This window comes from Bradyrhizobium sp. (genome assembly GCF_052389815.1).
Classification (GTDB): Bacteria; Pseudomonadota; Alphaproteobacteria; order Rhizobiales; family Xanthobacteraceae; genus Bradyrhizobium.
The window spans coordinates 1-13,159 of record NZ_JBQTHN010000115.1 but is presented as its reverse complement, the minus strand read 5'-3'; the positions used below and the strand labels follow the sequence as shown (position 1 = coordinate 13,159).

The 13,159-nt window shown below is 62.5% G+C and carries 10 protein-coding genes and 1 pseudogene; 4 read left to right on the top strand and 7 right to left on the bottom strand.

Features of this window, described 5'->3' with window-relative positions:
* Nucleotides 1-795: MBL fold metallo-hydrolase (locus tag ACT4OC_RS20125; protein ID WP_444840788.1), on the top strand; the 795-nt coding region annotated here is incomplete at its 5' end.
* Between the two features lie 178 nt (nucleotides 796-973).
* Here ACT4OC_RS20125 and ACT4OC_RS20120 read toward each other — a convergent pair.
* Nucleotides 974-4,444: an indolepyruvate ferredoxin oxidoreductase family protein gene (locus ACT4OC_RS20120; RefSeq protein ID WP_444840787.1), complete on the bottom strand. Its 3,471-nt coding sequence runs from the start codon at nucleotides 4,442-4,444 to the stop codon at nucleotides 974-976.
* Between the two features lie 186 nt (nucleotides 4,445-4,630).
* On the opposite strand from ACT4OC_RS20120, the gene ACT4OC_RS20115 reads away from it, so the two are divergent.
* The gene (locus ACT4OC_RS20115) at nucleotides 4,631-5,581 is read left to right on the top strand and encodes a hypothetical protein (RefSeq protein WP_444840786.1); all 951 of its coding nucleotides are present in this window, start codon (nucleotides 4,631-4,633) and stop codon (nucleotides 5,579-5,581) included.
* Nucleotides 5,582-6,312: 731 nt separating this feature from the next.
* Here ACT4OC_RS20115 and ACT4OC_RS20110 read toward each other — a convergent pair.
* The 6 genes and pseudogenes from ACT4OC_RS20110 to bioB form a co-directional block, all read right to left on the bottom strand.
* Nucleotides 6,313-6,977 (bottom strand): annotated as a pseudogene (locus tag ACT4OC_RS20110) (3-methyl-2-oxobutanoate hydroxymethyltransferase).
* Between the two features lie 21 nt (nucleotides 6,978-6,998).
* Nucleotides 6,999-8,354: an adenosylmethionine--8-amino-7-oxononanoate transaminase gene (locus tag ACT4OC_RS20105; RefSeq protein WP_444840785.1), complete on the bottom strand. Its 1,356-nt coding sequence runs from the start codon at nucleotides 8,352-8,354 to the stop codon at nucleotides 6,999-7,001.
* A complete protein-coding gene (gene bioD / locus ACT4OC_RS20100) occupies nucleotides 8,351-8,983 on the bottom strand; it encodes a dethiobiotin synthase (RefSeq protein WP_444840784.1) in 633 nt (210 codons plus the stop codon). Before bioD ends, ACT4OC_RS20105 begins: the two co-directional genes overlap by 4 nt.
* The gene (locus tag ACT4OC_RS20095; RefSeq protein WP_444840783.1) at nucleotides 8,980-10,134 is read right to left on the bottom strand and encodes an 8-amino-7-oxononanoate synthase; all 1,155 of its coding nucleotides are present in this window, start codon (nucleotides 10,132-10,134) and stop codon (nucleotides 8,980-8,982) included. The genes bioD and ACT4OC_RS20095 overlap by 4 nt, the downstream gene beginning before the upstream one ends.
* A gap of 84 nt (nucleotides 10,135-10,218) precedes the next feature.
* Nucleotides 10,219-10,572 (bottom strand): aspartate 1-decarboxylase, encoded by a 354-nt coding sequence (gene panD / locus ACT4OC_RS20090; protein WP_444840782.1) that lies wholly within the window; start codon nucleotides 10,570-10,572, stop codon nucleotides 10,219-10,221.
* 48 nt (nucleotides 10,573-10,620) lie between these two features.
* Nucleotides 10,621-11,616, bottom strand: coding sequence for a biotin synthase BioB (gene bioB / locus ACT4OC_RS20085; RefSeq protein ID WP_444840781.1), 996 nt, complete (start codon nucleotides 11,614-11,616; stop codon nucleotides 10,621-10,623).
* Nucleotides 11,617-11,730: 114 nt separating this feature from the next.
* Between bioB and ACT4OC_RS20080 the strand changes: the two genes are divergently transcribed.
* Nucleotides 11,731-12,369, top strand: a complete 639-nt coding sequence (locus ACT4OC_RS20080; protein WP_444840780.1) for a GntR family transcriptional regulator — start codon at nucleotides 11,731-11,733, stop codon at nucleotides 12,367-12,369.
* A gap of 175 nt (nucleotides 12,370-12,544) precedes the next feature.
* Nucleotides 12,545-12,868 (top strand): Dabb family protein, encoded by a 324-nt coding sequence (locus tag ACT4OC_RS20075; protein ID WP_444840779.1) that lies wholly within the window; start codon nucleotides 12,545-12,547, stop codon nucleotides 12,866-12,868.
* The last annotated feature ends 291 nt before the right edge of the window (nucleotides 12,869-13,159 follow it).

Here is a 13,159-nt window from a genome sequence, read left to right as displayed (position 1 = left end):
CGTCCGCTGCAGAACCTCGCCCTTACCCATGCCCATGCCGATCATTGCGGCCTCGCCGGATACTTCGTGAAGGAAATGAAGTGCAGCGTTCGCATGACGCTGGCCGAATGGCTCAGCGGCTGGAAGACGTGGCATGAGCGCGAGGAAAGTCCGGACGCGCAATTCGTCTCCTTCCTGAAGCGCAACGGCGCATCAGAGGAGGATGCGGCCAGGATCGCAGAAGCCCCGCGCCTTCAGAAATTTCTCGGCGGGCGGCCGCCGCGCGAATTCATCCGCATTAAGGATGGCGACGCGATCGCCATGGGACGGCGCGACTGGCAGGTGATGACGGCAGGCGGGCATTCGGCGGAGCACGCGCTGTTCTTTTGCGAGCGCGACAGGATCCTGATCGCGGGCGACCAGATCCTGTCGCACATGACGCCATCGGTGATCGCGCCGGTGGCGCAGCCGGAGGCCAACCCGATGAAGGAGTATCTCGATGCGCTGACGCGGCTCGAAGCGCTGCCGCCGGACACGCTGGTGCTGCCCTCGCACGGCCTGCCATTCCGTGGGATGCATGCGCGGCTTGCGCAGCTGCGGGAACATCATCAGGCCCGCCTCGAGGATGTGGCGTCCGTCATCAGCGGCAGGACGAACGCGTTTGCCATCGCGCAGGAAATATTCCCGCGCGTGCTTTACTCGAATCCGCGCCAGGCCTTCGGCGAAGCGCTTGCCCATCTGAACATGCTCGCGTCAGCCGGGCGGCTGACGCGGGAGGTCGACGGCGTTGGCCTCATCGCCTTCGCGCCGGCCTGACGTCTGTCTGCAGATTTGGCATAAGCGCAAGGCACGGTTGCCGGCAATGAGGGTGTCGCCGGCGATCCGCGCCCTGACCAACGAGGCGCCAGCCTGCAGCGTGACCTCGACGCGCAACGGGTCGGCTACATCTCCGCCGGCCTGCTCGCCTGAGCGCTACTATCTGGCTGCTGCATCCCTATTCCGCCGCCTGCGCCACCGGCTTGCCGATCTCGCCCTCGATGCGCGCGCATTCGGCGCGGTAGCGCGCGACATTGGCCTCCTTGATGTGGCCGTAGCCGCGCACGACCTCGGGCATCTTCGCCAGCGCCACCAGCCGCGGCAGGTCGAGTCTTGTCGAGCCGAGATGACGGAAGATCATGGCAGAATATTCGCCCGGCAGCGCGCGCTCCATTTTGCGCTCGCTGGTGTAGCCGAAAACGTCGAGCGCGGTGCCGCGCAACCCCTTCAGCCGGGCGAGTAAGCCGAACGCCTTGAAGACCCACGGGCCGAACTCGCGCTTCTGCAAGTGGCCCGTCACCTTGTCGCGGCGGGCGAGCAGCGGCGGCGCCAGCAGCACCTTCAGGCCGGGATCGCCGTCGAACTGCGCCTGCAGGGCCTTGGCGAACTCGCCGTCGCTGTAGAGACGGGCGACCTCGTACTCGTCCTTGTAGGCCATCAGCTTGAACAGGCCCTTTGCAAACGCTTCGGTCAGCCCGGTCGAACCGGGCGCAGCCTTGGTTTCTGCCGCGCGGACGCGCTCGACCTCGGCGAGGTAGCGCTTGGAATAGGCTTCGTCCTGATAGCCGGTGAGGAACCCGGCGCGGAAGGCGATGGCCTCGTCCAGTGTCTTCTTCGCCGGTGTCGTCCCGCTCGACTTGAAGCGCGCCGCAGAGACGACGCGCGCCAGGTCGTGCGCGGCAAGCCGGCCCCAGGCGAAGGCCATGCGATTCATCTCGATGGCGGCGCCGTTGAGTTCGATCGCCTTCTCGATCGCTTCGAGAGACAGCGGGATCGCGCCGCGCTGGAAGGCGAAGCCGAGCATGAAGGCGTTGGTGGCGATGCTGTCGCCCATCAGCGCAGTCGCAAGACCGGTTGCGTCGAGGATGTCGAGACGATCGGACGTGATGGCGCCGTTGAGCGCATCGCGCATCGCGCCCATCTCGAAATCGATATCGGGATTGATGACGAAGCTCGCGGTCGGCAGCAGGTCGGCATTGACCACGGCGCGGGTGACGCCGCGCTCGGCGCTGTTCAGCGCGGTAGCACTGGTGGCGACAACGATGTCGCAGCCGAGGATGAGGTTGGCATTGCCGGGCGCGATGCGGACGCTGGAGAGATCGTCGGCCGAAGGCGCAATACGGACATGGCTCATGACCGCGCCGTTCTTCTGCGACAGGCCGGTGAAGTCGAGCGTCGAGCAGGCCTTGCCGTCGACATGGGCAGCCATGCCGAGCAGCGCGCCGATGGTGATGACGCCGGTGCCGCCGATGCCGGTGACCAGGATGTTGAAGGGGGCTTCCAGGGCGGCCGTCTCCGGCTGCGGCAGATCGGCGAACAGCGCGGAGGGATCGGCCGCGGTGCGGTCGGCCTTGCGCAAGCGGCCGCCGTGGACGGTGACGAAACTCGGGCAAAAACCTTCGATGCAGGAAAAATCCTTGTTGCAGTTGGACTGGTCGATGCGGCGCTTGCGGCCGAGCTCGGTTTCCAGCGGCTGCACCGAGACGCAGTTCGACACCTGCGAGCAATCGCCGCAGCCTTCGCAGACGCGCTCGTTGATGAAGACGCGCTTGGGCGGATCGGGATAGAGGCCGCGCTTGCGGCGGCGGCGCTTTTCGGCCGCGCAGGTCTGGTCGTAGATCAGCACGGTGAGGCCGGCAACGTCGCGCAGCTCGCGCTGCACGGCATCGAGCTCGCGGCGGTGATGCACCGTGGCGAGCGACGGGAAATAGTTGCTCGGATACTTTTCGGGATCGTCGGTGACAATGGCGAGTCGCTTGGCACCTTCGGCCGCGACCTGATGCGCGATCTGCGAGACGTTGAAGCCGCCCTCGGCGGGCTGGCCGCCGGTCATCGCCACCGCGTCGTTGTAGAGGATCTTGTAGGTGATGTTGACGCCGGCCGCGGCCGCCGCGCGCAGAGCCAGCAGGCCGGAATGGGTGTAGGTGCCGTCGCCGAGATTCTGGAAGACGTGCTTCTCGTTGGTGAACGGCGCCTGCCCGATCCAGGCGACGCCCTCGGCGCCCATGTGCGAGATGGTGGTGGTGCGGCGGGCGGGGATGTAGAGCGCCATGCCGTGACAGCCGATGCCGGCCATGGCGCGGCTGCCTTCCGGAATCTTGGTCGAAGAGTTGTGCGGACAGCCCGAGCAGAAATAGGGCGTGCGCTGCAGTTTCGCCGCACCGATGCCGTCGGTCGGGCGGTCGAAGGCTTCCAGCTTGGCGAGGCGCTGTTCCAGCGCGGGGCTGCGATGGCCGAGCTTGCGCAGGCGCGCCACCACGGCTGCCGCCACCATGGTCGGCGTCAGCTCGCCCTCGCTCGGCAACAATACCGCGCCGCTCTCGTCACGCTTGCCGACCACCGATGGCCGCCTGGAGGCGTCCATGTTGTAGAGAATGCGGATCAGCTGGTCCTCGATGAAGCCGCGCTTCTCCTCGACGACGAGCACGTCCTGCAGGCCTTCGGCGAAAGCGAGCGCGCCGCGCACCTCCAGCGGCCAGGTCAGCGCGACCTTGTAGATGCGCAAGCCCAGCGCCTGCGCCTCGGCGTCCGATATGCCGAGATCGGCCAGCGCCTGGCGCAGATCGAGATAGGCCTTGCCGGTCGCCATGATGCCGAGCCGTGCCGGCCTGGAATCCAGCACGATGCGGTCGAACCGGTTGGCGCGCGCGAAAGCCGCGACCGCATCCATCTTCGGGCCGTGCAGCCGCTTCTCTGACTCCAGCGGCGGATCGGGCCAGCGGATCGAGAGTCCGCCCGGCGGCATCTCGAAATCGTCGGGTGTGACGATCCGGATGCGTTCGATGTCGGAGACGATCGAGGCCGAGCTTTCGACGGTCTCCGAGATCGCCTTGAAGCCGACCCAGCAGCCGGAGAAGCGCGACAGCGCGAAACCCAAAATGCCGAGATCGAGATAGTCCTGCAGCGTCGCCGGATTGACCACCGGCATCAGCGCCGCAGCAAATACCTGCTCGCTCTGGTGCGCCAGCGTCGAGGACTGGCAACCATGGTCGTCGCCGGCCAGCGCGATCACGCCGCCGTTCTTCGAGGTGCCGGCTGCGTTCGCATGCTTGAGCGCATCGAGCGAGCGGTCGACGCCCGGGCCCTTGCCGTACCAGATGCCGAACACGCCATCGACTTTTGCACCCGGGAACATGCCGACCTGCTGGCTGCCCCACACCGCGGTCGCGGCGAGGTCCTCGTTGAGGCCGGGAACGAAGGCAATGTCGTGCTGCTGCAGGAAGGACTTTGCACGCCAAAGCGCGTGGTCGTACATGCCGAGCGGCGAGCCGCGATAGCCGGAGATGAAGCCCGCAGTGTTGAGCCCCGCTGCGCGGTCACGCTCTCGCTGCAGCATCGGCAGCCGGACCAGGGCTTGTGTTCCCGACAGAAAGATCCGCTTCGCATCCAGCCGGTACTTGTCGTCCAGCCCAACTTCCAGCAATGCCATGATTGGTTTGCCCTGCGCTCCCTGCGGCCCCTTCGGGCCTGATTTTCATTGAGCGCAGCATGCACCGGTTTTGCCATGCATGCACAGCCCCCCATTTGCCGTGCGGCGGCATATCTGGCGTGCGTTTTCCCGAGACTTGCCGCAGGAACGGTGTAAGACACGGACCGCGCTCGAGGGAGATCGATCATGAAGGCCTTTGCCACCGAAATCAGCGAAAGCAACGGCGTACTCACCGGACCGTGGCGGCAGCCGAAGCAGATGCTGCATGCGCAGACCTATGATTCGCATGCCTCGATCCATGACGATGCCACGGCGCAAAAGCTCGGCTTCCAGGGCGGCACCATCGAGGGCCCGACCCATTTCAGCCAGTTCGCACCGCTGTGCGAGCGCATCTGGAGCAAGGAGTGGTTCGAGACCGGCTGTCTCTCGGCGCACTACCGCAATCCCGTGTTCGAAGGCGAGGAGGTGCAGGCCAGCATCGAGATGCCGAAGCCGGGACATAACATTTGCACCATCGGAATGACGCGCAAGGACGGCTCCGAGATCCTGCGCGGCACGGCGTCCGTCGGCCGCGACGTGACCGGGACCGCGCTGACGCAGCGGCTGAAGGAATTGAAGCCGCTCACCGACCCCGTGATCCTGCGCGACATCGAAGTCGGCATGAAAACGGCGCGGCAAACGGTGAAGATGGATTTCGATCAGCACATGGGCGACCTCTATCCGTTCTCGCTTGCCGACAAGCTGAAGGCCATCACCGAGCCCTCGCACTTCTATTCGGGCAGCGACAATCCCTGGGGCCGTCCGATCGTGCCGTTCGAGATGCTGAGCGTGCTGTTCCAGTACCGCGCGCGCGAGGATCGGCTGCCGGTGCGCGGCCCCGCGGTCGGCCTGTTCGCCGACCAGGAAATCCGCCTGCTGCGCGGCCCTCTGTTCGTAGGCCAAAGCTACACGACCGAGCGCGAAGTGGTCGCCTTGAGCGGCAGCCGGCGCACCGAGAGCATGTGGGTGCGCACGACGGTGTTCGGCACCGACGATGCGCCGGTAGCGACCATGATGCTCAACGGTGCCAGCATCAAGCAGTCGTATGCGCGGTATGAAGAGGAGTATGCGGGGCTGTATGGAAAGAAGAGTGCTTAAGGGGCCAAGTACCCTTTCCCGTCCGTCTTCGCTCTCATTTCATTCGAGCTACGCCGGACACGCTCCGGCCTGCAGCCTCCTCGTGGCAACAGCCCGCCTACGCTCATAGCGCGTTTAAGACGCGCGTAAACGCGCTTTCGGACTCCGGCGTGGCAGCCTTCGCTCGCTTCGCTTTGGAGAGCTGGCTTGCCTAGCCGTAGCTCGCGAAGCGAGCGAAGGCTGGTGGGCACGACAGGGATCGAACCTGTGACCCCTACCATGTCAAGGTAGTAAGAGACACCAATTCTCGTGGGAAATCAAAACGAAAAGGCCGGTAGAAGTGTAAATCGGAGCATGAACGGACCCAGAACAAGCGGGATTTGCTGTTGACGTGCTGTTGACCGGTCGGCGGTCAGCTCCCGCCTCTGATCGCGCTTCCGAGGTAGTCACCACGGGCGGGCTGGGAGTCCCTAGGGGATGGTGAAATCTCTCTAAAATCAATGGGTTTGCCAGCTTTTGCGATTCCAATGCCGCCATTGAAGCACAATGGATATTTTTGCGATTCGCAAACTCTGCGACGTGTGACGGGGGTACTCGTTAGCATCGTCGGGGTTGGTAGTAGGAGAGCGCTACCGCCCTTCCCCACACGGCTCAAATCCACGATGCTCTCTTCGATCGTTCGCCTAGGCTTTCCGGATGATCGGTGGATAGGGTCGAGGAGAGGCGGACGGAATGCTTAACGCACACCGCCCTCACGTCTTAGCCTTTATTCCGTAAACATGCTCCGGACCCGGGAACGCGCGGGAGCGCACGTCTGTAGCGTAGCCCTCGATCGCGGCCTCGATCAGAGGCCTTAGATTGCCGTAGCGGTGCCCGAATTTAGGCGTTCGTGGCGACAGCCCCAGCATATCCTCAAGGACCAGGACCTGGCCGTCGCAGGCGGCACTGGCGCCAATGCCGATGATCGGGATCGCGATGGCTTCGGTGATCTTGCGGGCCAGCGGCTCGGCCGCCGCCTCGATCATCACTGGCACACCGCGCGCCGACAGAAACGCGATCGTCTCCGCGATCCGCGCGCCGCCCTCGAGCTTTGCCGCACCGCAGTGAGTCTCCTTGAGTATCCGCGCCGCGGAATGAAACGCCTGCTCCTTCGACGCCTCGTAGGAGTCGAACGGCATGATCCGCGCATCACAGCCTGGCCCTGCAGAATCATCATTTCCAGCGTGCCCGGCACCGTGGTCTCGAAGCCATGCATCACGTTGCCCAGGGAATCGCCAACCAGAATGACGTCACAATTGCGATCGACCAACGCGGCAGTGTGTGCGTGATAGGACGTCAGCATTACAATCGGATCGGCATTCTTGCGCGCGCGAATATCCGGCGACGTCTTGCGCTTGATGGCGGATTGAACGGACATGATTAACCTCCAATGACGGGATCACAGATTATCGCGCGCGCTGTCGCACAAACGCGCTTTGATCCGATACGGTGATTTAACTCGATTCAGTAGCGCTCTGAACGGGTCTCTTCCAACTAACGCATCGGCCGCATCTTGGATTGCGACGTAGATTTCATTGAGGTCCGCCGCCGTTACGCAAAAAGGCGGCATGACATAGATCGTGTTGCCAAGCGGGCGCAGCAGCAGATTGCGGCTGTTGAAAAACGCCTGAAGCATGGGGCCGATGCCCGCGAGATAGCCTTTGTCGCGCGTTTTCAGATCGACTGCCGTAATGGTGCCGGTTCGACGGACGTTTTCGAAGCGGGCGTCGGCGCGGAATGGCCCAATTCCCTGTTCCTGCATCGCAGCGACGGAAGCTACGCGCTCGCGGGATTCCTGATTTTGCCAGAGATCCAGGTTCGCTTTTGCGGCGGCGCACGCCACCGGATTTGCAGTATATGAACTCGAGTGGAAGAACGTGCGCGTGCGATCTTTCGAATAGTGTGCATCGAAGATGTCTCCGCGGCACAGTGTCACCGCGAGCGGAAGCGATCCGCCCGTGAGACCCTTTGAATAGCAGGCGATATCCGGCGACACGTCCGCCTGCTCGCAGGCGAATAATGTCCCCGTGCGGCCCCAGCCGGTCATGACCTCGTCGGCAATGAACAGGACGTTTGCCGCCTCGCAGACGCGCTTCATCTCGCTCAGCACCCAGGCCGGATACATCAGCATCCCGCCCGCGCCCAAGATCAGAGGCTCCACGATAAAGGCCGCCGGATTTTCATTCCGGCACGCAACTTCAAGTGCGTCGAGGGTCGCCTGTTCGCGGCCCGCAGTCGGGAACGGAACCGAGATGACATCGAACAGCAGCGGCTCGTACGCCGCATTGAACACGCCGCGCGCGCCGACCGACATCGTCCCCACCGTATCGCCGTGATAGGAGTGCTCCATCACGACAATGCCCGTACGCGACTGGCCGATGTTGTACCAATAGCCGAGCGCCATTTTCAGGGCCACCTCCACACTGGTCGAGCCGCTGTCGGAGAAGAAGACGTAGTCGAGACCACGCGGTGCAAGTTTCAAGAGCAGCTCGGCAACCTCTTCGGCCGGTTCGTGGGTGTGGCCGGCAAAGATGATCTGGTGGAGCTTTTCTGCCTGTTTCCGAATGGCGCTGACGATATACGGATGGCAATGGCCGTGGGTCACGACCCACCAGGATGCGATCGCATCGATGATGCGGCGGCCATCCGCGCTATAGAGATAAGCGCCTTCACCGCGCACAACCTTTGTCATCTCGTCTTGAAGCGCGTGTTGCGTGAACGGATGCCAGATCGGCGATTTCCTCTTGGGCATCATAGGCTGAAATCATCGCGGTTGAACGACGCTTTGAACGCGGTGTGCAGCGCGTTTGCCGTAAGAGGAGAGAGCCAGGGCAGCCGCCCAAGCCATCGTACCCGCCCGATCTCGCAAATAGCGCTCTCGCTGTCGGAATTCCTTTCGCCAATGAATGCGATTCCGAGAATTTCGATCCCACGATTGCGCAACGCCGCGATCGACAACAACGAATGATTGATGGTGCCCAGCGCAGTGCGCGCGCAAAGCACGACCGGCAGCTGCCATCGCGCAAAGATGTCGATATAAAGTGTGCTGCGACTAAGCGGCACCATCAGCCCGCCCGCGCCCTCAATCACAAGCGCACGTCCGCCGCTATCCGGCACATCGAGCGATTCCGCGCAGATCCGAATTCCGTCAATTTCCGCGGCATGATAGGGCGAAACGGGGGTTTCAAGGCGGTAATGCTCCGGCATGATGCGATCGTCAGAGAGACCGCCCAATCGTGCGACGAGCTGTGAATCGGTCTCTCCTTGGAGGCCCGATTGAATCGGTTTCCAGTAGTTCGCGCCGAGAAAATCGGCGAGCCCGGCTGAAAAGACCGTCTTCCCAATGCCGGTGTCCGTGCCGGTCACCACGATCTGCCGGCTCATCGGGCGTCGCCCCTCGTCTCTTCGATCAGGGCGTCGAGCATTGTACGCACGTCATCCTCGGTGACGTTCAGCGTCAGGGAAATTCGCAACCGTGCCGTGCCTGCCGGTACGGTTGGCGGCCGGATTCCACGGATGTCAAAGCCGCGAGCCTGCAGCGCAGACGCCAGCATCATCGCTCGCGCATTGTCACCAACGATATATGGCACGATCTGCGAATCCGACGGGCTCCGGCCACCGCGCCGGGCGATCTCCCGATGCGTGAACGCGACCAGGTTGGCCAGGCGCTGCTGCCGGTCCGGCTCCTGCTGCAGGATTGATAGCGCCTCCCGCACCGCAACGGCCGTCAAGGGTGACGGCGCGGTGGCGAAAATAAACGGACGGCAACGATTGACGATGAAGTCGCGCAGCACGCGGGTCGCGGTGACGAGCGCGCCGGCAGCACCCAGTGCCTTGCCGCAAGTGTGGACGACCACCAGATTGTCGCGCCCTTCATAGGGCGCAGTTAGCCCCCGTCCCTGCTCGCCGTAGACGCCCGTGGCATGGGCCTCATCCACCATCAGGAATGCATCATGCCGGTTCGCGATCGCGACAAGCTCTCCGAGCGGCGCGAAATCGCCATCCATGCTGTAGAGACTTTCGACCACGATCCAGACGCGGCCCGTTCCGCCTTTCGCTCGCCAGTCGCGAATCGTGGTTTCGACGGACTGCGGGTCGTTATGGGCGCTTACGCGAAAATCGGCCCGGCCGGCCCGCGCGCCTTCATGAATACTCGCGTGCACAAGGGAATCGAGAACGAGCAGATCGCCTCGTTGCGGCAGCGTTGTCAGCACGGCAAAGTTTGCGACATATCCGCTGCCAAAGAAAAGCGCGGTCTCCGCTCCAAAAAGCCGCGCGGCTTCTGCTTCGAGGCTTTCGTGCTCGTCGCAGTTTCCGCGCAGAAGCCGCGACCCGCCGGCCCCGATCGGGGTGCCGACTTCGAGCGCGGCCGCGACAGCCTTCCTCATGCGCGGCGCGCTCGCCAGCGCGAGATAATCGTTCGATACGAAATCGATACCCGCACGCGGCTTGAGGCCGCGCATCCGGTCGTCGTCTTTCAAGGCCTGCAAGGCTGTGACATAGCTGGCAATCTTGTCCGCATGGGTTCGGTTCATTGGTCACTTCCAGGTAAGCCATCAGTTGCGCAAAAGTTTTGGCGGCGGCTGAAAACAAACGCTCCAGCATCAGCCTTGTAGCTTTCAGGCTGGCAATAGGCGATTTTCTGCGTCAACCAGTACGACGCGCGGTCTGAACGCTCTCGCTTCGGCCTCCTCAAAGGAGGCATATCCAACGATGATCACCTTGTCTCCAACCATCGCAAGCCGTGCGGCCGCACCATTCAGGCCTATCATCCCTGACCCTTTGGACGCCTCTATCACGTAGGTGGCAAAGCGCGCGCCAGTGTCGATGTTGTAAATTTCGACGCGTTCATTGATCAAAAATCCCGCAGCGTCCAAAAGCGTGCGATCAATCGATATCGAGCCCTCATAGTGCAGATCGGCTTGGGTCACCGAGGCACGATGGATTTTGCCTTTCATCAGGGTAATTTGCATTTGTTACCTACGCTGGGGGTTGACGCGGACCGCTAGCTGACTTGGCTTTTAGCTAAGCCGGGACGTGATGCCGAGGCGGTCCAGCAAGTTCCCGTCGCGATCACGCTGCGGATTCTCGGTGGTCAACAGCACATCGCCGATGAAGATCGAATTCGCGCCGGCCAGGAAGCACAGCGCCTGCAGTTCATCCGTCATGTATTGCCGTCCAGCGGACAACCGCACCACGCTGCGAGGCATCATGATGCGGGCAACCGCGATCAACCGCGCCAGCGCGATCGGATCGGGACGCTCCGCGGTGTCGTTGACCGGCACGCCCTTGACCTCGTTCCACAGGTTGATTGGCACGCTTTCTGGATGACTCGGGAGATTGGCGAGCAGCACGAGCATGCCGAGCCGGTCCTCGACGCGCTCGCCCATGCCGACGATGCCGCCGCAGCAGACCTTGACGCCGGCGTCGCGCACATGCGCCAGCGTATCGATGCGGTCCTGCAAGGCGCGGGTGGTGATGATCTTGTCGTAGAACTCGGGCGAGGTGTCGACGTTGTGATTGTAGAAGTCAAGCCCGGCGTCGGAGAGCCGTGCGGCCTGCTTGGGCGTCAGCATGCCTAGCGTAACGCACGTTTCCATGCCGAGACCCTTGACCGCGCTCACCATGTCGCAGACCTGGTCGAGATCGCGGTCCTTCGGATTGCGCCAGGCGGCGGCCATGCAGAAGCGGGTCGCGCCGGCGTTCCTGGCGCGCTGCGCGGTCGCGACTACATCCGCCCGATCCATTAGCCGCGTGGATTTCAGGCCGGTCTCGTAATGCGCGCTCTGCGAACAGTAGCCGCAGTTCTCGGGACAGCCGCCGGTCTTGATGCTGAGCAGGCTCGCGGTCTCGACGTGGTTCGGATCGAAGTTGGTGCGATGGATGCTCTGCGCCTGAAACATCAGGTCGGCAAACGGCAGAGCATAGAGCGCCTCGGCCTCCGCGCGGTCCCAGTCATTGCGGACGTGTTCGATGGTGCGGCCATTGCTTTGCTTCGCTCCCGTGGCACCGACCATAAGACTTGCCTTCCTATCGGACTTATCATAGATACTTTTATATGTTATCTATGATCGCTGATCATGCTAACTGAGGCCATGCGGGAACGCATCACTTTTTATGATAGATAATCTATGATGACCGGCGACGAGAACACGACGACTGCGGGACGCATTGCTGAGTCAATCGGGGAGCGCATTATCAGCGGCGCGCTACAGCCAGACGCGCCGCTCCGGCAGGATCATGTCGCGCGGGAATTCAATTCAAGCCACGTCCCGGTGCGCGAGGCATTTCGGCAACTGGAAGCTCAACATCTTGTGATCGCTGTGCCCCGGCGCGGCGTGCGGGTTGCGCCGCTCGACACCAACTCGGTGAAAGAGATTGCCGAGATGCGCGCGGCGCTTGAAGTAGTCGCGTTGCGGAATGCCGCGCCGAAGCTCACGTCGACCCATCTGGCGCGAATCGAGCTCGCCCTGATTGAAGGAGACAACGCCGAGACGATTCAGGATTTTGAAACTGCCAACCGCGCTTTTCACCACGCGCTGGTGGCGCCGTGCGCGATGCCGCGACTGCTCGCCAGTCTTGACGGATTACAGCTTGCCAACTCTCGATTGGTGTTCGCGATGGCGCGGAATACCGGCTGGCGACCGCGGTCCAACCAGGACCACCGCTTGATTCTGCAAGCATTGCGAACGCGCAACATTGATCAAGCCTGCAGCTTGCTTGCACGCCACATTCAAAGCATTGAGCGCCTCACCCTTCCCGCGCCATGACTCGGCATCACGATTAAGCGAATTCGCGTCGCAATAGCGGGGCCGTCGTAAGCCTCTGCAAAACTACCAACCGTCTTGCTGAGCGACGCCGGCGCGGAGGCATCAGCGACGTTTGCGTCTGTCGCGATCGCACGATACTGATGCGATCTACTTCCATCTCAACCTATGGCTAGTCATGATTCGTCACATCGTCCTATTCACCGCCAAGAACAAAGCCGACATTGACCAAATCATCGATGGTCTATCGGTTCTCGCTGCGATCCCGCATGCGCGCCGGCTTGAGGTCGCGCGCAACCGAAAGACCGACCAACTCGGCAACGATATCGACGTTGTCGTTTATGGTGAGTTCGACAGCGAGACGGCGCTCGCCGCTTACAAGGCCCACGATCTGTACCAGGAATCGATCAAACGGGTCCGACCGCTCCGGCAATTACGGTTTGCGGCCGACTACAACGTCTCAGCGGATGCGCGTTTCGCCTCAACGGCGGAGGCAGGCTAGGTCTTTATCGCCACTGGCGCAGCCGCTCAATTGGTATGAGGTAGATTCTGACAATCGAACTCAAAAGTGTGTTGGTCCCACAAGACAGCTGCCCGCGTTGGGATGGCAAGCCCATCTCGGAAAACCTCTCCCAGCATGTCAGTCGTCGGTGACTTACAGCCCGATGCACGTCCGCGAACTGCACTGGATCGAACCTATCACGGCGATGCAATGTCTGGCGCATCGGCCGCACCTCACGTTTTTCGATAGTGCGGCGAGACACGAGTCGCTCGGGCGTTATTCATATCTGGC